Annotated in this window: 12 protein-coding genes; 6 read left to right on the forward strand and 6 right to left on the reverse strand. The window is 68.4% G+C overall.

Translation table 11 applies throughout. The annotated features are described in order from the left end of the window. Positions 1-53 precede the first annotated feature (53 nt). A complete protein-coding gene (gene mfd, locus Q0653_RS00755; RefSeq protein ID WP_298741867.1) occupies positions 54-3,644 on the forward strand; it encodes a transcription-repair coupling factor in 3,591 nt (1,196 codons plus the stop codon). Here mfd and Q0653_RS00760 read toward each other — a convergent pair whose 3' ends face one another. Together Q0653_RS00760 and gdhA are read right to left on the reverse strand one after the other, a co-directional pair. Beyond that, the gene (locus tag Q0653_RS00760; RefSeq protein WP_298941886.1) at positions 3,645-5,072 is read right to left on the reverse strand and encodes a basic amino acid/polyamine antiporter; all 1,428 of its coding nucleotides are present in this window, start codon (positions 5,070-5,072) and stop codon (positions 3,645-3,647) included. A gap of 23 nt (positions 5,073-5,095) precedes the next feature. Further along, the gene (gdhA, locus tag Q0653_RS00765; RefSeq protein ID WP_298741862.1) at positions 5,096-6,454 is read right to left on the reverse strand and encodes an NADP-specific glutamate dehydrogenase; all 1,359 of its coding nucleotides are present in this window, start codon (positions 6,452-6,454) and stop codon (positions 5,096-5,098) included. Positions 6,455-6,580: 126 nt separating this feature from the next. Between gdhA and Q0653_RS00770 the strand changes: the two genes are divergently transcribed. After that, entirely contained in the window at positions 6,581-7,180 is a 600-nt protein-coding gene (locus Q0653_RS00770; RefSeq protein WP_298741860.1) for a gamma carbonic anhydrase family protein, read from the forward strand. A gap of 103 nt (positions 7,181-7,283) precedes the next feature. Here Q0653_RS00770 and Q0653_RS00775 read toward each other — a convergent pair whose 3' ends face one another. Further along, positions 7,284-9,956 (reverse strand): phosphoenolpyruvate carboxylase, encoded by a 2,673-nt coding sequence (locus tag Q0653_RS00775; RefSeq protein WP_298941889.1) that lies wholly within the window; start codon positions 9,954-9,956, stop codon positions 7,284-7,286. Between the two features lie 107 nt (positions 9,957-10,063). On the opposite strand from Q0653_RS00775, the gene Q0653_RS00780 reads away from it, so the two are divergent. The 4 genes from Q0653_RS00780 (at position 10,064) to Q0653_RS00795 (ending at position 14,276) form a co-directional block, all read left to right on the forward strand. Continuing rightward, positions 10,064-11,212 (forward strand): Na+/H+ antiporter NhaA, encoded by a 1,149-nt coding sequence (locus tag Q0653_RS00780; protein WP_298941892.1) that lies wholly within the window; start codon positions 10,064-10,066, stop codon positions 11,210-11,212. Then, complete coding sequence (locus Q0653_RS00785; protein WP_298941894.1) at positions 11,179-11,940, forward strand: MazG nucleotide pyrophosphohydrolase domain-containing protein; 762 nt, start codon at positions 11,179-11,181, stop codon at positions 11,938-11,940. Before Q0653_RS00780 ends, Q0653_RS00785 begins: the two co-directional genes overlap by 34 nt. Before the next feature lie 193 nt (positions 11,941-12,133). Beyond that, positions 12,134-13,402, forward strand: a complete 1,269-nt coding sequence (locus tag Q0653_RS00790; protein ID WP_298943068.1) for an ATP phosphoribosyltransferase regulatory subunit — start codon at positions 12,134-12,136, stop codon at positions 13,400-13,402. A gap of 295 nt (positions 13,403-13,697) precedes the next feature. Next, positions 13,698-14,276, forward strand: coding sequence for an SGNH/GDSL hydrolase family protein (locus Q0653_RS00795; RefSeq protein WP_298943070.1), 579 nt, complete (start codon positions 13,698-13,700; stop codon positions 14,274-14,276). Between the two features lie 6 nt (positions 14,277-14,282). Here the strand turns inward: Q0653_RS00795 and Q0653_RS00800 are convergent, their stop codons facing one another. From Q0653_RS00800 to Q0653_RS00810, 3 genes are read right to left on the reverse strand one after another with little or no spacing between them, the layout of a single operon-like run. After that, the gene (locus tag Q0653_RS00800; protein ID WP_298941895.1) at positions 14,283-15,107 is read right to left on the reverse strand and encodes an energy-coupling factor transporter transmembrane component T; all 825 of its coding nucleotides are present in this window, start codon (positions 15,105-15,107) and stop codon (positions 14,283-14,285) included. Further along, positions 15,107-16,813: an ATP-binding cassette domain-containing protein gene (locus Q0653_RS00805; protein WP_298941897.1), complete on the reverse strand. Its 1,707-nt coding sequence runs from the start codon at positions 16,811-16,813 to the stop codon at positions 15,107-15,109. The genes Q0653_RS00800 and Q0653_RS00805 overlap by 1 nt, the downstream gene beginning before the upstream one ends. A 2-nt stretch (positions 16,814-16,815) precedes the next feature. After that, positions 16,816-17,715 carry a cell division protein FtsQ gene (locus tag Q0653_RS00810; protein ID WP_366521945.1) on the reverse strand — a complete coding sequence of 300 codons (900 nt, stop codon included), beginning with the start codon at positions 17,713-17,715 and terminating at the stop codon, positions 16,816-16,818. Between the last annotated feature and the right edge of the window lie 17 nt (positions 17,716-17,732).

Consider the following 17,732-nt stretch of genomic DNA (forward strand, 5'->3'; position numbering starts at 1 on the left):
AGTCGGACCAGCGATGCCGGAGCGTGTCGGTGGGGACGACGTAGACTCTCCCGGTGACAGTTTCCGGGATCGTGCGCGCCCTTGCGCAGGCAGAATCGTTCCAGAACGCGCATGCCGCGGCCCTCGCAGACACCGATTTTTCGGTCATCGCCGGGCTCGATGCTCCCGTTCTGGCCGCATTGCTCGAGCGTCGTGTGGCGGCCGGGCAGCCGGCGGTCCTCCTCGCCATCGCGCCCACCGGTCGCCGCGCCGAAAGCCTCGGCGCGGCGCTCGAGGCTCTCGTGCCCGACGCGTCTGTTCTGCATTTCCCCGCGTGGGAGACGTTGCCGCACGAGCGACTGAGCCCCAGCGCCGAAACCGTCGGGAAGCGGCTCGAGGTCCTCCGCCGGCTGGCGGAGTATTCCGGTGATGGGCCGCTCATCGTGACCGCATCCGTGCGGAGCGCCCTGCAGCCGGTCGCCGCCGGCCTGACCGATGCGGGAGTGCTCGAGGTGACGGCGGGTCGTCGGGGAACCGAACTCGACACGGTCGTCCGGCGGTTGGTCGAACTCGCTTACCTCCGCGTCGACATGGTCTCGCGCCGTGGCGAGTTCGCCGTCCGCGGCGGCATCATGGACGTCTTCCCGCCCGCGGCCGAACACCCCTACCGCGTCGAGTTCTTCGGTGACGAGGTCGAACAGATCCGCGCGTTCTCGGTGGCCGACCAGCGCTCCCTCCCGGGAGAGGTCGCGCAGGTCACACTGCTCCCGAGCCGCGAGTTGCTGCTCACGTCCGAGGTCCGCGCGCGCGCCGCCGACCTCCTCCCACGGTTCCCCGGGCTACGCACGATGCTCGAGAAGATGAGCGCCGGTATCCCGGTGGAAGGGATGGAGTCGCTCCTTCCCGTCGTCGCCGACGCGGTCGTTCCCCTTGTGGACTACTTTCCGCGCGGCACCGCGGCCGCCGTCGTCGACCCGGAACGGTCGGTCACCCGTGCGATCACGCTCGGCGAGACGAACCGCGAGTTCCTCGAGGCCGCGTGGAGCGCCGCGACGGCGGGCGCCGACATGCCCGTCGACCTCGGCGCGGGCGACTTCCTCTCGCTCCCCGAACTGCACGCCGCCACAAGCGAGCGCGGCGGTCGGTGGTGGACGCTCAGCACATTCGACTCCGGGGCAGCGGATGCCGCGGCTGAAGGCCTCATCGACAGTTCGGTCGTGCGCATTGCCGCGACGTCGGTGCCCTCCTTCCACGGCAATGTCGACGGTGCGACGGCTCACGTCGGTGAGCTCATCGCTGAGGGGTGGCGCGTGATCGTCACCGCGTCGGGCGTCGGACTCGTCGACCGTGCGCGTGACGTTCTCGGCGAGCACGGCATCACTGCGCGCGCGACCGACCTCCTCGACACCGTCCCCGAGCCGGGGGTGGCCGTGTGCGTCGTGGCGAATCTGGAGAGCGGATTCGAACTGCCCGACGCGCGACTGGCCGTGCTGACGGAGAGCGAGTTCTACGGCCGGACGATCGGTGCCGACGGGCGGGTCGTCAAAAAGCTCGCCTCGCGCCGCCGAAACGTCGTCGACCCGTTGCAGCTGAAGACGGGTGACGTCGTCGTGCACGCGACGCACGGCATCGGTCGATTCGTCGAACTCGTTCAGCGGGAGGTGTCCAGCGGCGGTCGCAACGCGGTGAAGACGACGCGCGAGTACCTCGTGCTCGAGTACGCGCCGTCCAAGCGCGGGCACCCCGGCGACAAGCTGTTCGTCCCCACCGACCAGCTCGACCTGCTGAGCAAGTATGTCGGCGGCGAGGCGCCCGTCCTCTCGAAGATGGGCGGTAGCGATTGGGCCGCGGCCAAGGGCAAGGCACGCAGAGCCGTCCGTGACATCGCGGTCGAGCTCGTCAAGCTCTACTCCGCACGCATGTCGGCCAAGGGCTACGCGTTCGGGCCCGACACCCCGTGGCAGCGTGAGCTGGAAGAGGCGTTCCCGTTCGCCGAGACCCTCGACCAATTGCAGACGATCGATGAGATCAAGGCCGACATGGAAAAGCCGATCCCGATGGACCGGTTGCTCTCGGGCGACGTCGGGTTCGGCAAGACCGAGGTGGCCGTGCGTGCCGCGTTCAAAGCGATCCAAGAGGGCAAGCAGGTCGCGATGCTGGTCCCGACGACTCTGCTCGTCAAGCAGCACCTCGAAACGTTCCAAGAGCGCTTTGCCGGGTTCCCGGTGCAGGTGCGCGCGCTGTCCCGCTTCCAAAGCGATAAGGAAGCCCGCGAGACGCTCGCCGGGCTCCTGGAGGGCACCGTCGACATGGTCATCGGGACACACCGCATCCTCACCGACAAAATCATCTTCAAAGACCTCGGTCTCATGATCATCGACGAGGAACAGCGCTTCGGAGTCGAGCACAAAGACGCGCTGAAGAAGATGAAGACCAACGTCGACATCCTCGCGATGAGCGCGACGCCCATCCCGCGGACGCTGGAGATGGCGGTCACCGGCATCCGGGAAATGTCGACGCTGGCCACCCCGCCCGAGGACCGCCATCCGATCCTCACCTACGTCGGACCCCGCAGCGACAAGCAGATCGCCGCGGCGATCCGCCGTGAGCTCTTGCGCGAAGGCCAGATCTTCTTCGTGCACAATCGGGTGCAGTCGATCCAGCGTGTCGCCGCGCAACTCGCCGAACTCGTCCCGGAGGCACGTGTCGCCGTCGCGCACGGGCAGATGGGGGAGCACGCGCTGGAGGAAGTCGTCGACGGATTCTGGGAGCGCAAGTTCGATGTGCTCGTCTCGACGACGATCATCGAGACGGGGTTGGACATCTCCAACGCCAACACGATCATCATCGACCGCGCCGACAAGTACGGTCTGAGCCAGCTGCACCAGTTGCGCGGACGCGTCGGCCGCGGTCGGGAGCGGGCCTACGCGTACTTCCTCTATGACGAGATGAAGCCGCTGTCGGAAACGGCGGCCGATCGCCTGGAGACGATCGCCGTCAACAACGACCTGGGGTCGGGCATGCAGGTCGCGCTCAAGGACCTCGAGATCCGCGGTGCCGGCAACCTCCTCGGCGCCGAGCAGGCCGGTCACATCGCCGGCGTCGGGTTCGACCTGTACCTCCGGATGATCGGTGAGGCCGTCGCGACCTTCCGCGGTGAAGACGTCGAGGGCCCCGCCGAACTCCGCCTCGAACTGCCGGTAGATGCCCGCATTCCCGACGCGTATATCGACAGCGAACGTCTGCGCCTCGAGGCGTACCAGAAGCTGTCGGCCGCGGCATCCGCGACCGCGAAGGATGACGCGCTCGACCTCGTCGCCGAAGAGCTCACCGACCGGTACGGTACACCGCCGATCGAGGTCGAAGGATTGTTCGCGGTTGCGCGTCTGCGCCGCCGGGCGGCTCTTTCCGGCCTTGCCGATGTCGTGGCGATGGGTCCGAATCTCCGCGTCGTTCCTGCGCCGGAGGCCGACTCGATGCGCCTGCGCGTGCAGCGCCTCTATCCGAAGTCCAAGGTGCTCGCCGGTGGTGAGGCGATGATCGTGCCGTTGCCGACGGCGGGAGGCGACCATCTCTCCGATGCCGACCTCATCGCGTGGGTGCGACAGCTGCTCGACCAGCTCTTTCCGTTGCCGGTCGCCGCCGACGCCGAGAAGCTCGGCTGATCACACCGTGATCGAGCCGTTGCTGAGAAGCACGACGGCGGCGATCGCGCCCCCCAGCGCGGCGGCGAAGATCACCCATTCACCCGGGGCGAACACCCGTGCGCCCGCCGCGCGGCGAGCGAGAGCGAACAACGCGGTCCCGGGAACGAGGATCAGCATCGCCAGCAGCACGTATTCGCCGCCCGCGGCGTAGAGCAGGAAAGCGGTGTAGCCGGTCGCGAGCGCGGCCACGATCACCGCAGCGATGGCCCGGCCGCGGGTGCTCCCGTGCGCATCGCCGAATGCGACGCGGAGACCGAACCCGGCCGTGAGGAAGTACGGGATGAGCGCCAGTGCGCTGGTGAGGTTCAGGGCGACGTCGAACGCATCGTTCGCGAACAGGACGACCACCATCAAGATCTGGACGAGCACCGTCGACATCGTGAGCGCACCCACCGGCACGTCCTTCGCGTTCGTGCGGGCGAACACGGCCGGCAGGTCGCCGTCACGTGCCGCGACGAGAAGGACCTCGGCCGCCATGAGCGTCCATGACAGGTACGCCCCGAGCACCGCCACGATGAGCGACACCCCGACGAACACCGCCCCCCACGGCCCGACGACCTCGGCGAGCACTCCCGCGATCGACGGCTGTGGGAGAGCGGCGATCTCCGCGCGCGGCAGGATGCCGAACGAGACGATCGTCACGGACACGAAGATCGCGAGGACACTGAGGTAGCCGAGCACCGTCGCCCGGCCGATGTCGCGGCGCCCGCGGGCATGGCGCGAGTACGCGCTCGCCCCCTCGATGCCGATGAATGCGAACACCGTGACCAGCAGCGTGCCGCGCACCTGCTCGAACAGGGGAATCGCCTGGTCACCGGTGAGGTTTGCCACGAAGACCGCGGGATCCAACGCGAAAATGCACAGGAAGACGAACACGACGATCGGCAGGACTTTGGCGACGCTGACGATGCGGTTGACCGCGGCGGCCTCGCGCGTCCCGCGACGCACGAGGAAGAAGAAGACCCACAGCCCCACCGAGGAGATCCCCACCGCGAGCGGGGTGTCACCCGCGCCGAGCGCCGGGGCGATCGCGCCGACCGTCGACATGATGAAGACCCAATAGAACACGTTGCCCGCGCACGCGCTCGCCCAGTAGCCACAGGCGGAGAGGAACCCCAGATAGCGTCCGAAGCCCGCCCGTGCGTACGAGTAGACACCGGCATCCAGATCGGGACGACGCAACGCGAGACGCTGGAAGACGAGCGCCAGCAGGAACATCCCGGTACCGGCGAGCGCCCACGCGATCAGCGAACCCGCGACGCCGGTCTGGGCGGCGAAGGTGCTGGGGAGCGAGAAGACGCCCGCGCCGATCATCGAGCCGACGACGAACGTCGACAGGGTGAGCGTCGAGACCTTCGTGGCGGATGCGGCGGACTCTGCGGCCATCGGCGGATTCTCCCGGGAGGTGCTCAGATCACGCCCTGCGCGAGCATCGCGTGCGCGACGCGTTCGAAGCCGGTGATGTTGGCCCCGGCGACGTAATCGCCGGGTCGTCCGTACCGCTCGGCGGCCTCGAACGCGGAGCGGTGGATGTCACTCATGATTGCACGCAGCTTCGCTTCGCTGTCATCGAAGCTCCAGCGTTGGCGAGCGGCGTTCTGACTCATCTCGAGGGCCGAGGTCGCGACACCACCGGCATTGGCAGCCTTGCCGGGTCCGAAGAGCACGCCGGCCTGCTGCAGCGCCGTGACGGCACCGGGAGTGGAAGGCATGTTCGCCCCCTCAGAGACCGCGATGACGCCGTTGGCGATGAGGGTGCGCGCAGCATCCTCATCGAGCTCGTTCTGCGTCGCCGAAGGGATCGCGACATCGACCGCGATCTCCCACGGGGAACCTCCCTCGACGAACCGGGCAGACGGTCGCTCGGCCGCGTAGGCGGAGATGCGCGCGCGCCGGACTTCCTTGATCTCGCGCAGCAGGGCGACGTCGATCCCCGCCTCATCGATGACGTACCCGGACGAGTCGGATGCGGTGACCGGCACCGCGCCGAGTTGCCGGGCCTTGTCGATCGCGTACGTGGCGACGTTTCCCGATCCGGAGATGGAGACGCGCTTGCCCGCGAGCGAGTCGCCGCGGACGGCCAGCATCTCTTCGGCGAAGAACACTGCGCCGTACCCGGTCGCCTCGGTGCGCACCTCGGCCCCGCCCCACTGGACACCCTTGCCCGTGAACATGCCGGATTCGTGCCGGTTGGTGATCTTGCGGTACTGACCGAAGAGGAAGCCGATCTCGCGTGCGCCGACACCGATGTCACCGGCGGGAACATCGGTGTGTTCGCCGAGGTGGCGGTAGAGCTCGTTCATGAACGACTGGCAGAACCGCATGATCTCGGAGTCCGACCGGCCGTGCGGGTCGAAGTCGCTGCCGCCTTTGGCGCCGCCGATGCCCTGACCGGTGAGGGCGTTCTTGAAAATCTGCTCGAACCCGAGGAACTTCACGATCGACAGGTTCACGCTGGGGTGGAATCGCAGGCCGCCCTTGTAGGGCCCGAGGACGGAGGAGAACTGTACGCGGAAGCCGCGATTCACCTGGAGGCGTCCGGCGTCGTCGGTCCACGGCACACGGAAGAGGATCTGCCGCTCGGGCTCGACGATCCGCTCGGTGATGCCGCCGGCGACGTACTCGGGGTGGGCCTCGAGGACGGGGGCGATGGAATGCAACACCTCGTGGACGGCCTGTTGGAATTCGGGTTCGTGGGGGTTTCGTCGCTGCACCGTGTCGAAGACGGAACGGACGGCATCGGGAAGCGGAGCGAGGGTGTCGGTCACGGTGGAGCTTTCTGGCCGAAGGGTGGGGCAGGGTGGGCAACGAGGCCCGTTTCACCCTAGCGGCGGACATGAGGGGCCTCGACGCATGTTGCACCAGCGCCCTACGCTCGGGTCGAGGAGGTCATCATGCAGTTCGAACATGTGGGTGCCTGGCCCCGCATCCATCCTGATGCCGTCATCGCCCCCACCGCCGTCATTTCCGGGGACGTCGTGATCGGCGCGGGATGCCAGGTCTTGCACGGCGCTGTCATCACGTCCGAAGGAGGACCGGTGACCGTGGGCCAGAACACGATCGTGATGGAGAACGCTCTGGTCCGTGCGAGTGCCGCGCATCCGGTTCACCTGGGCGCGCACGTCCTCGTCGGCCCGATGGCGAGCGTCTCGGGAGCGAGCATCGCCGACGAGGTGTTCCTCGCGACCGGGACCCGCGTCTTCAACGGTGCCCGAATCGGCGAGCGATGCGAGGTGCGCATCAACGCGGTCGTACACCTGCGCACAGTCCTCCCGCCGGACACCGTCGTCCCGATCGGGTGGATCGCGGTGGGCGATCCTGCCCAGGTGCTCTCCCCGGACCGTCACGACGAGATCTGGGCGCTACAGAAGGACCTCGATTTCCCCGGCTATGTCTTCGGTCTCGACCGTGCAACACCGGACCTGATGGTCCAGCTCACCGAGCGCTACGGCGCCGCGCTCGCCCGCCACGCGCACGACCGCCGCACCGACTGACTCTCTCGCTCCCCGTTGCTGAGACGGCACGCGCCCGCTGAGACGGCCGTCGTCGGCTGCCGTCTCAGCGGGATAGTCCCCTCTCATGGGTGGATGCCCGGGATCAGCCCGTGTTCTGGAGCCCCGCCGCGACGCCGCTGACCGACAGCAGCAGCAGGCGCTGCCACTCGGGTGGGGCGTCGGAGGCCGACTCGCCGGTGCGGAGCACCCGAAGGGCCCGCAGCTGCAGCAGGGAGAGCGCGTCGACGTAGGGGCTGCGCATCTTCACCGCGCGCTGCAGCACCGGCTTGTTTGCGAGCAGGCCCTCACCGCCGGTGATCTTGATCACCCAGTCTTGCGTCAGGAGCATCTCGTCCATCACGAGGGAGGCGAGATCGTCACGGTCGCCGAGGTCGAGGTAGCGACGGGCGATGCGCGCGTCTGCCTTCGCAAGGCTCATGCCGACGTTGTCGATCACTGTGCGAAAGAGCGGCCATTCGGCGTAGGCGCTCCGGAGGAGATCCTCGTCGCCGACCGCGTCGAGCGCCGTACCGAGGCCAAACCAGCCGGCCAGGTTGATGCGGGCCTGCGACCACGCGAACACCCACGGAATGGCGCGGAGATCTTCCAGCGACTCGACTGACAGGCCTCGCCGCGCGGGACGCGAGCCGAGCGCGAGCAGGCCGATCTCCTCCATCGGCGTGACGGTGGCGAACCACTGCGCGAATCCCTCGTTTTTCACGAGCGAGAAGAACCGCTCGCGCGAGGCGGTGTCCATCGTGGCAGCGACCGGAGCGAAACGCTCGGCGGCGTCGCGGTTGCGCTGCTCGATCGAGGGCGCGGATGCGAGGAGCACCGCCGCCGCGACCTGATCGATGTGACGCATCGCGATGGCCGGGTCTCCGTAACGGGCGAAGATGACCTCGCCCTGTTCGGTCAGCTTGAAGCGGCCGTCCACCGAGTGCGGCGGCTGCGCGAGGATCGCCGAATTGGCAGGTCCGCCGCCGCGGCCGAGCGCGCCGCCGCGGCCGTGGAAGAGGGTGAGGTGGATGCCGGCATCCTGCGCCCATGCCGCGATCAACGCCTGCGCCTCGTACAGGGCGAGGTTCGCCGCCACGGGGCCGACATCCTTCGAAGAATCGGAGTAGCCGAGCATGACTTCCAGGCGACGGTCCGTCGCGTCGAGCCGCGCGGCGAAGTCGGGGTGGCTGACGATCTCGGCCATGATCCCGGGCGCTGCCTGCAGGTCGGCGAAGGTCTCGAAGAGGGGGATGACATCCAGCACCGGCGCGGTGCCGCCGGGGCCGACCGCGAAGCGGGCCAACTCGTGGACGGCAGCGAGATCGGCAGCCGACGTCGTGAACGACACGATGTAGCGACCCGCGGCGCGCGGCCCGTAGCGACGCTGGACTTGCGCGATCGTGCGGAAGACTTCCAGTACCTCTTCGGCCTGTGTGCTGAGCGCGCCCCCCGCGCGGCATTCCTCGAGCACCTTCGCGTGCACGGCCGAGTGCTGGCGCACTTCGAGTTCAGCGAGGTGGAACCCGAACGTCTCGACCTGCCACAGCAGTTGCTGGAGGTGCCCGTAGGCCTGCCGCGGTGCGCCGGCGGCGACGAGCGAAGATTGCACGATACGCAGGTCGGCGAGCAGGTGCTCCGGGTCCCGGTAGGCGAGGTCCGCGTCGCGCCGGCGGGTGGCGGTGATGCGGCGGGTGAGGAGCAGCATGACCCGCTTGTGCGGCTCGCCCTTCGCGCGCTTGGCGGCGTCGGCAGCGCCGTCTTCGTCGGCAGCGGCGAGGCTCTGCGCGAGAGCGGTGAGCGCCTCGCTCGGAGGGGTCGACTCCGCATCGAGCGTGAGGGCTTTCGCGATGCGATCGGCCGAGCGTTCCAGGCCCAGCAGAATGTGCTCGGCTGCAATGGCGGCCGCCTTCTTGGTGACCGCGGCCGTCACGAACGGGTTTCCGTCGCGGTCGCCACCGACCCAGGTTCCGAGGCGCACGAAGGGACGAACCACCGGCGCGCGGCCACCGGCCGCCGGTCCTTGAAGGGCGTCGTCCACGCGGCGGTAGACGTGCGGAACCGCGGTGTAGAGCGTCTCGTCGAAGACCGCCATGATCGCGCGCACTTCGTCGACCGGGGTCGGCTTCTCGACGCGGAGCGGGGCGGTACGCCACAGCGTGTCGATCTCCTCCAGCATCCGCCGTTGCGCGCGCCGTTCGTCGGCCCCGCCGCGAAGCGAGGCGTCGTTTTCGCCGAGAAGGGTCACGAGCCGCCGGATGCTCGTGGACACCGCGCGCCGGCGCGCTTCGGTGGGATGGGCGGTGAAGACGGGGTGGAAGCGCATGTTCTGCAGGCGCTTCAGCGCGGTGTCGTCGCCGACTTCGGCAGCCAACTGCACGAAGGCAGCAGCCACCGAGTCGGTGGCATCCTCTCGTTCGGGCCGTCCGTCACGTTCGCGCAGTACACGCACACGCTGGTGCTCCTCGGCGAGGTTCACGAGGTGGAAGTATGCCGTGAACGCGCGCGCGACTTCGTCGGCCCGCTCGACCGAGAACGACTCGGCGATCGAGGCCGCGCGTTCGAACGCTTCGGGGGAGTCGTCGGTGTACGCCGCGATGGTGGCTTGACGGAGGCGTTCGACGTCGTCGTACAGACCGGGGGAGCCGCTTTCGCGCAGGACACGACCGAGCAGGGAGCCGAGCATGCGTACGTCGGCACGCATCTGTTCGGGGAGTTCCTGCTCGGCGTCGCCGCGGCCGACGAGGTCGATGGCTTCGGTGCGGGTGAGTTCGCGCATCCCTCCACGCTAATGGGCCGGTGTTACGTGCATGTCACGGGTAGAATCGCTCGGGGTGTGCCGGGAAGTCTGGTCGGCGTTCGTGTCCCCGACCCCGAAAGGTGCCCATGGCACTCCTGCGTTCCGCACGGTTTCCCGCCATCCTTCTCCTGGTTGCTGCGGCGCTGGGCCTTGTCCTGGCGAACTCTCCTGTTGCCCCGGCGGCCTTTGCGATCGCCGACGCCCACCTGGGGATACCCGGCGTCATCGATCTCTCGGTCCGGCATTGGATCTCGGACGGGTTGCTCGCGATTTTCTTCTTCGCCGCCGCGATCGAGTTGCAATACGAACTCACCACCGGTCAACTGAACTCGGCCAAGCGTGCCGTGCTCCCCGCGCTCGCCGCCGCCGGCGGCGTCATCATCCCGGTCGCTGTCTACCTTCTGGTCGCCGGCGGATCGGATGCGGCGTCCGGGTGGCCGATCCCGACGGCGACCGATATCGCCTTCGCGCTCGGGGTACTCGCGGTGTTCGGGCGAGGCCTGCCGCCGGCCGTGCGGGTGTTCCTGCTGGCTCTGGCGATCCTCGACGACATCGTCGGGATCGTCTTCATCGCGGTCCTGTTCACGTCCGACGTGAACTTCGCGATGATCCTGCTCGCGCTTGTCTTCATCGTGATCTTCGCGGTGTGCAGCCGCCTCGTCGACACACGCGGGGGCCGGTGGGCAGTCGTCGGCATGGTGATCTCCGGGATCGGCACCTGGTACGCCGTGCATGAGTCGGGGGTGCACGCGACGATCGCGGGCGTGGTTCTCGGTCTCGTGATGGCCCAGCAGCCTGCGCTGCGGGTGCGCCATGAGATCGAACCGTGGGTCAACGCCATCGTGCTGCCGTTGTTCGCTCTGGTGGCTGCGCTCGTCGTGATCCCGCAGGTGTCAGCGGGTGAGTTGTCGCCGGCGTTCTGGGGCGTGCTCCTGGCACTTCCGGTCGGAAAGCTCATCGGCATCGCCGGTGCGGGCTGGATCGCGCAGCGGGTTCTTCGGGTTCCTGCGGCGCAGGCGCTGCCGTTCGGTGATCTCCTCGCGGCCGGTGCCCTCGGCGGCATCGGGTTCACCGTGTCGCTCCTCCTGTCGGAACTCGCCTTTGCGGGGGCGCCCGGCATCCGGGATCAAGCGACGCTCGGCGTGCTCGCCGGGTCCGGCATCTCGTTGATTCTCGCCGCCGGGCTCGTATCCTGGCGGGCATGGCATCATCGACGGGTTCTGCAGGCGAGTTGAGCGAGACTGACCCTCTTCGGGGTGCCGCCGACACCATGCGGGCGGTGCGCCAGGGGTGCGTGTGGTCGCAGCAGATCACGCACGCCGATCTCGTGCCCTACCTCGTGGAGGAGAGCGCCGAGCTGATCGACGCCGTCGAGGCCGGTACGCGCGCCGATCTCCGCGAAGAGCTCGGCGATCTGCTGTGGCAGGTCCTCTTCCACGCAGCGATCGCCGCGGAGGATCCCGACGACCCGTTCGACATCGATGACGTCGCCGCGACGCTGTCCGAGAAGATGATCCGCCGGCATCCCCACGTCTTCGCGGATGCCGTGGCCGCGACGCCCGAAGAAGTCCTCATCCATTGGAACGCCGCGAAGGCGGCCGAAAAGCACGAGCGTCGCTCCGTGCTCGACGGGATCTCGCCGCACATGCCACCCTTGTCCCTCGCCCAGAAGCTCCTCGGCCGTGCCTCCGCGCTGGTGACCCCGCCGTCTGCCTCGGCCCCCACCCCGTCGGCGAGACACCCTCTGCGCACCGAGACACCGGCAGCGGAACGGAGTCTCGGTGCGGCGGTGGTGTCTCGCGGCAGCGGGGGCTGGAGCGGGGTGCAGAGCGAAGAGGAGCTCGGCGAGGTGCTGCTCGAGGCCGTCGGGGCAGCGCGCGAACGGGGCTGGGATGCCGAGCGCGCCCTGCGCGGGGCGATCCGCCGCCTCGAGGGCGAGATCCGCGCGGCCGAAGCCGGCTGACGGCGAGGGTACTCGAGCCCTGGCGTTCACAACTCCGGAGATCGTGCACCCAGCAGCTCCAATCGGGTGACAGGCGCCCGCCGTGGACCGAATCTCCGGAGTTGTGAACCGCAGGCCCGGGACACCGCCGCGCAGCGACCGGCGGTCGACCTGGAAGAATAGGCCCGTGGCATCCGTGAACCCGCCGCGCGGCATGCGCGATTTCCTCCCCGCTGACAAGGCCCGGCGCGAGCGTGTGCTCGCCGTGATCCGTGAGCGCTACCGCGCGCACGGGTTCGATGAGATCGAGACCCCCGTGGTCGAGGAGTACGCCCGCCTACACGCGGGCATCGGCGGCGACAACGAAAAGCTCGCGTTCAACGTGCTCAAGCGCGGGCTGGATGCCGACGCCGTCCGCGCCGCGGCCGACGACCCGGCGGCGCTGAGCGACCTGGGGCTGCGCTACGACCTCACCGTCCCGTTGGCGCGCTTCTACGCCAGCCACCGCGCGGAGTTGCCGAGTGTGTTCCGCTCCATCCAGATGGCCCCGGTGTGGCGCGCCGAGCGCCCGCAGAAGGGGCGCTACCGCCAGTTCGTGCAGTGCGACATCGACATCATCGGCGATGCCACCGCGCGCGCCGAGGCCGAACTCCTCGTCGCGAGCCTCGACACCCTCGATGCGCTCGGCCTCGAGGGTGGCTCGATCCGCATCAACGACCGTCGCGCGCTCGACTGGATGCTGGACAGCTTCGGCTTCACGGCAGAGGAGCGTCCGGGAGTGCTGATCACGATCGACAAGCTCGACAAGATCGGCGTCGACGGTGTGGTCGCCGAGCTTGCGGACCGTGGCGCGGCACCGGCCGCTGTCGACACGTTCCGCTCCTTCATGATGCGGCCCCAGACCCTGGAATACCGCCCGTACGGCGAAGGCCAGATTCGCAAGGCGCTGCCTGTCGGCGCGCCCGACGACATCGTCGCCCACCTGGTCGCGATCGGCGAGGCCGTCGCGGCCGCGCGTCCCTCGGCGGATCTTCCCGGCGAGATCCCGCTCGTCTTCGATCCGTTCCTCGTGCGGGGCATGGGGTACTACACCGGCACGATCTTCGAGCTCGCGCATCCGAGTGTGGCGTATTCGCTCGGCGGCGGTGGGCGTTATGACGGCATGATCGGACGCTTCCTCGGCCAAGACGTGCCGGCGGTCGGGTTCTCGATCGGGTTCGAGCGCATTGTCGACCTCCTGAGTGGGGGAGAGGATGCCGCGGCATCCGCGGTCGTGCTCGTCCACGACCGCGACGTCCCCGTCGCGGAGCTCGTCGCCCTGAAAGCCGCGCTGATCGGCGAGGGCGCGCGCGTCCGGCTGGAACAGCGCACGAAGAACCTCAAGGCGCTCCTCGAGCGCGCTGCGGCGGATGGCTACACCGCCTTCGCGACGGTAAGCTCCGGCATCACCCGCGCCGACCTGGACCTCAAACCCCTGTCCTGACTCGGGTCATCGTGCGGTCACTCGGGTGACGGCATCCGTTCATCGGCATGCGCTGACATGTGTGCATGACTCGTGGCCGCGACGTACCGCAGCGCCCCGCTGTCGTCGCGGCCGTGGGCACTCTCGCAGCGGCCGGAATCTTCTTCCTCGGCGGACGAGCGATGCTCGTGCGGCAAGCCGCCGTGGCGCGCCGCCGCATCGGCAAACCCTTCGAAGACGATGCCCTGGTTGCAGACCGCGTGTGGGGTGAACGCTCCACGGACCCTCGCTCGAGCTCGTCGTCTTCGGCGACTCGATCGCCGCCGGCCTCGGCGCCGAGCGCCGCAAGGACACCCTCGGTGCACGTCTCGCGCGCCTCGAGCGGCGTCCCGTCCGGCTGCGCACGGCTGCCGTGGTGGGTGCCGAGTCGTCCATGCTCGGGTCGCAGATCGACGGCCTACCGGCGGGCTACCGCCCCGATGTCGCCGTGATCGTCGTCGGCGGCAATGACGTAACGCACCGTGTTCCGGTGTCGACGTCGGTTGCCCATCTCGACGAGGCGATCGGGCGCTTGCAGGATCTTGGTGCCGCGGTGGTCGTGGGCACCTGCCCGGACCTCGGCTCGCTCCGCCCCGTCCCGCAGCCGCTGCGTGCACTGGGCGCGCGGCTTTCGCGCCACCTGGCCGATGCGCAAGCGGAGGCCGTCGCCAGCAGGAACGCGCGTGCCGTGTCGCTGCGCCGTGCCGTCGGCCCGTTCTTCGTGACGCAGCCCGACGAAATGTTCAGCCTCGACCGCTTCCACCCGAGCGCGCTCGGCTACCGGCGCACCGCCGAAGCCCTGCTTCCCGCCGTGCGCGCTGCGTTCGCGGAGGCCCCCGCCACCGCCACGGCGTGACGGTGACTACCGGTAGACCGGCCAGATGGACCCCGCGGCGAACGCCGCCGCGACGGCGAGCACCGTCACGGTGAGCACGACGACATCGAGCAGACCGATTCGCAGCTTCGCGAGGCGGATTCGACACCCGTGCGCGTTCGCCGCGCCGTGTGTGAAGCCGCGGGTCTCCAGCGCCTCGACGGTCGTGCGCACAGATGCGGCGGTGTTGAGGAAGATCGGATAGAACGACAGCACGGCCAGCACCGCCCACTGCGCAGCCACCCGCCATCCCAGCAGGCCTTTCTTCGCGGGTGGTGCCGTGCGAAGTCGATATCCCTCGAAGACCGTGCTGAACTCCTCGATGAGGATCGGCAGCATCCGATACCCGTAGCTCACCCCGAAGGCGAGCATCTGCGGGGCGCGGAAGGCGAGCAGCGCGTCGGAGAGCTTCTCGGGGTCGAGCGACACGAACGCGGCCATGCTCGCCAGTGCCACGACGCCGAGCTTCAGGTTCAACGCGGCCAGCGCGATAAGCGTCTCGATGTTTCCGCCAAACAGCCACGCGGCGATCGACAGGTAGACCACCTCGGTTCCCATGCCGAGCACGAACAAACCGAGGATGAGCGGGCCGACGCGGGCGAGAAAGATCGAAACCGTTCCGATCGCGAACAGGCACGCCAAGACTGTGATGTTGTGTGTGAACCACGGCACGATCGCGAGCAGGATGTACCAGATGACGACCGCGCGCGGATCCATCGCGGCGAAGAGTCCGCCGCGCGTCGAATAGGCCGTGCGGATGAGCTCGAGCTTGATCCACTCCACCGAAAGCACGTCATGATGCACGCGGGCCATCACGCCACCTCCTGTTCGAGACGGGACGTGGCCGAGACGAACTCGGCCACGGAGAGCGGCACAGGATCCATCCCCAGTTCACGCCCAAGCGCCGCGATTTGCGGCGGGCGCAGTCGTACGCGCGCGAGAAGCGACGCATCGGCGAACAAGGCGCGCGGGGGGAGATCTGCCAGGACTCGTCCGTCTTCGAGCACCAGCACGCGGCTGGCCCATTCCGCGACGAGCTGCATGTCGTGGGTCGCCACGACGGTGCACTCGATCGTATCGGCGAGGTCGGCGAGCATCGTGGTCACGTCGTCGCGGCTGCGGGTATCCAGGCTCGAGGTCGGTTCATCCAGCAAGAGCAGTTTCGGCCGCATCGCCAGTCCGATCGCGAGCGTCGCCCGGCGCTGCTGACCTCCCGACAGCGTGCGCCCATCGCGCTGGGCGAGCGAGACCAGCCCGACGCGCTCGAGCACTCGCTCGATGATCGCTTCGGCGTCCGGCTGTCGACGGGACCGCGGAAACAGTGCCACGTCGTCGCGGACTGTTCCTTTCAGGAACATCAGTTGCGGATGCTGGGCGAGGTAGGCGGCCGTGGTTGCCATCTCCCGCGCGGAAACCGACCGGGTGCTGCGGCCGTCGATCGTCACATCGCCCTCTCGCGCGACGATGATTCCGGCGAGGAGCTTCAGCAACGTCGACTTACCGGCTCCGTTGCCGCCGACGAGGGCGATGCGCTCGCCGCTGCGGAGCGTCGTGTCGAGCGTGTCGAGCACGCGCGTGATCCCACCGCCGACCGACTTGTATCCGTGCGTCACCCGCGAAACTTCTGCGACGACGCGCCCAGGCTCGGGTGCGGGTTCGGATGCCGCGTGCGCCCGGTCGCGGCGATCGAAGCTCACCCGGTCACGCAGCAGCGCCGCCGCTGCGGCAGGCGTGCGCGGTGCGGCGTCCACGCCCAGTGCCCGCACGGCCTGCACTGCCTGCGGCGCCGGGATGCCGTGTTGCTCGAGTTCGTCGGTGCGGGCAAGCGCTTCTTCGATCGGCAGATGCCACACGGGCGAGCCCTCGGCCATCAGCACGACCGAACGGGCGTACCGGGCGACGAATTCGGCGTGATGTTCGATCGTGATGACGGTCACGCCATGCGCGCGGTTGAGCTCGGCGAGGCGCTCGTAGATCTCCTCCGCGCGCGCGGGGTCAAGCTCCGCGACCGGCTCATCCACGATGATCACGTCCGGCCTCAGCGCGAGGGCGCCCGCGAGCGCCGTGAGGTGTGCCTGGCCGCCGGAGAGCTGCCAGATGTAGCGGTTCGCAAGCCCCGCTATGCCGAGAGCTTCGAGGGCCGCATCCGTGTCGCTCGCATGCGAGGCGCGTCCGAAGTTGATCGGCCCGAATGCGACGTCGTCACGCACGGTGGGGCGGACGAGCTGGTTCTGGAAGTCTTGATAGACGTAGCCGACTTTCTTCGACAGATCGGCGACGCTGGAGGTGTACGTGTCGACCCCGTCGACCGTCACGGAACCCGCGAACTCCCCGGCCCAGTAGTGCGGAATCAGACCGTTGATCGTCTTGCACAACGTGGTCTTAGCCGCCCCGTTCCCACCGACGACCGCGACGAAGTCGCCGCGCTCGATCGTGAGATTCACGTTGCGGAGCACATCGGCATCCGCTCCGGGGTATCGGAAAGATAGGTTCTCGATGACGACGACGGGGTCGCTCACGGTCAGTGCTCCTGCTTCTTGCGGTACAGGCGGAAGAGCACGAGGGCGATCCCGAGTGTGACGACGATTGCGCCGACGCTGACCCACAAGAAGCCCGGGCCGTACTGGTCGAGCAACTCGGTTTCCACCACGCCGACCGAGATGTCCCACGCCTCGAGGAAAGCGAAGAAAAACGACGCGATCGACAGCAGCACGGCCACGGCGACGAACCAGCCGGCCTTGGGTGCGGCGCCGGGGATCGGCTCCCCGGGTACGCGCGGACGCACACCCAGCAGCGGCTCGATCTTGCCGTGCAGCGCGGGGATCAGCCACATCGCCGGGATCGCGCCGAACAGGATGCCGCTGATGAGGATATCGACGCCGAAGCCGATGCCCTCGATCGCGAGAATCGACTCGGGCAGCCCCTCGATGAACTCCGGGTCTTCGAGGCCGATCCATACCTTCGAGAGGTCAACGATGGCCGACAGTGCCTTGTCGATGACGACTACGGTGATCGCTGCGATCCAGATCTGGGTGCGCGAGCGCGGATTGCGGATCATGGTCCCTGCGATGTACAGCGCGAGGAACATCTGGATGAAGCCCTCGACTTCGGCCAGTCCCGAGAAGTCGCCCATCAGGAGGTCGGTGAAGATGATCTCGCCGAGCGGGGCGCCCAGCGCTGCCCAGAACGGGCTGAAGAGGGCGACCATCGTCAGCGGGACGAAGACGAAGTAGCTGACCGACACGTCGATCGGGCCGATCGAGACGTCCGGGATGACTTCGAGGATGATGTTCGACAGCCCGAAGAGGGCCATCGACAACACGAAGATCATGAGTTTCTGCGGGGTGGTGAGGTCGCCGCCGGGCGCGCCGATACCACGAAGGGCACCTTCGCGCTGGTAGGTGAGGTCGGTGTCGGTCACAGTCGTTCTCCTTCAGA

Origin of the sequence: uncultured Microbacterium sp. (assembly GCF_947488465.1) — a bacterium.
Lineage (GTDB): Bacteria > Actinomycetota > Actinomycetes > Actinomycetales > Microbacteriaceae > Microbacterium.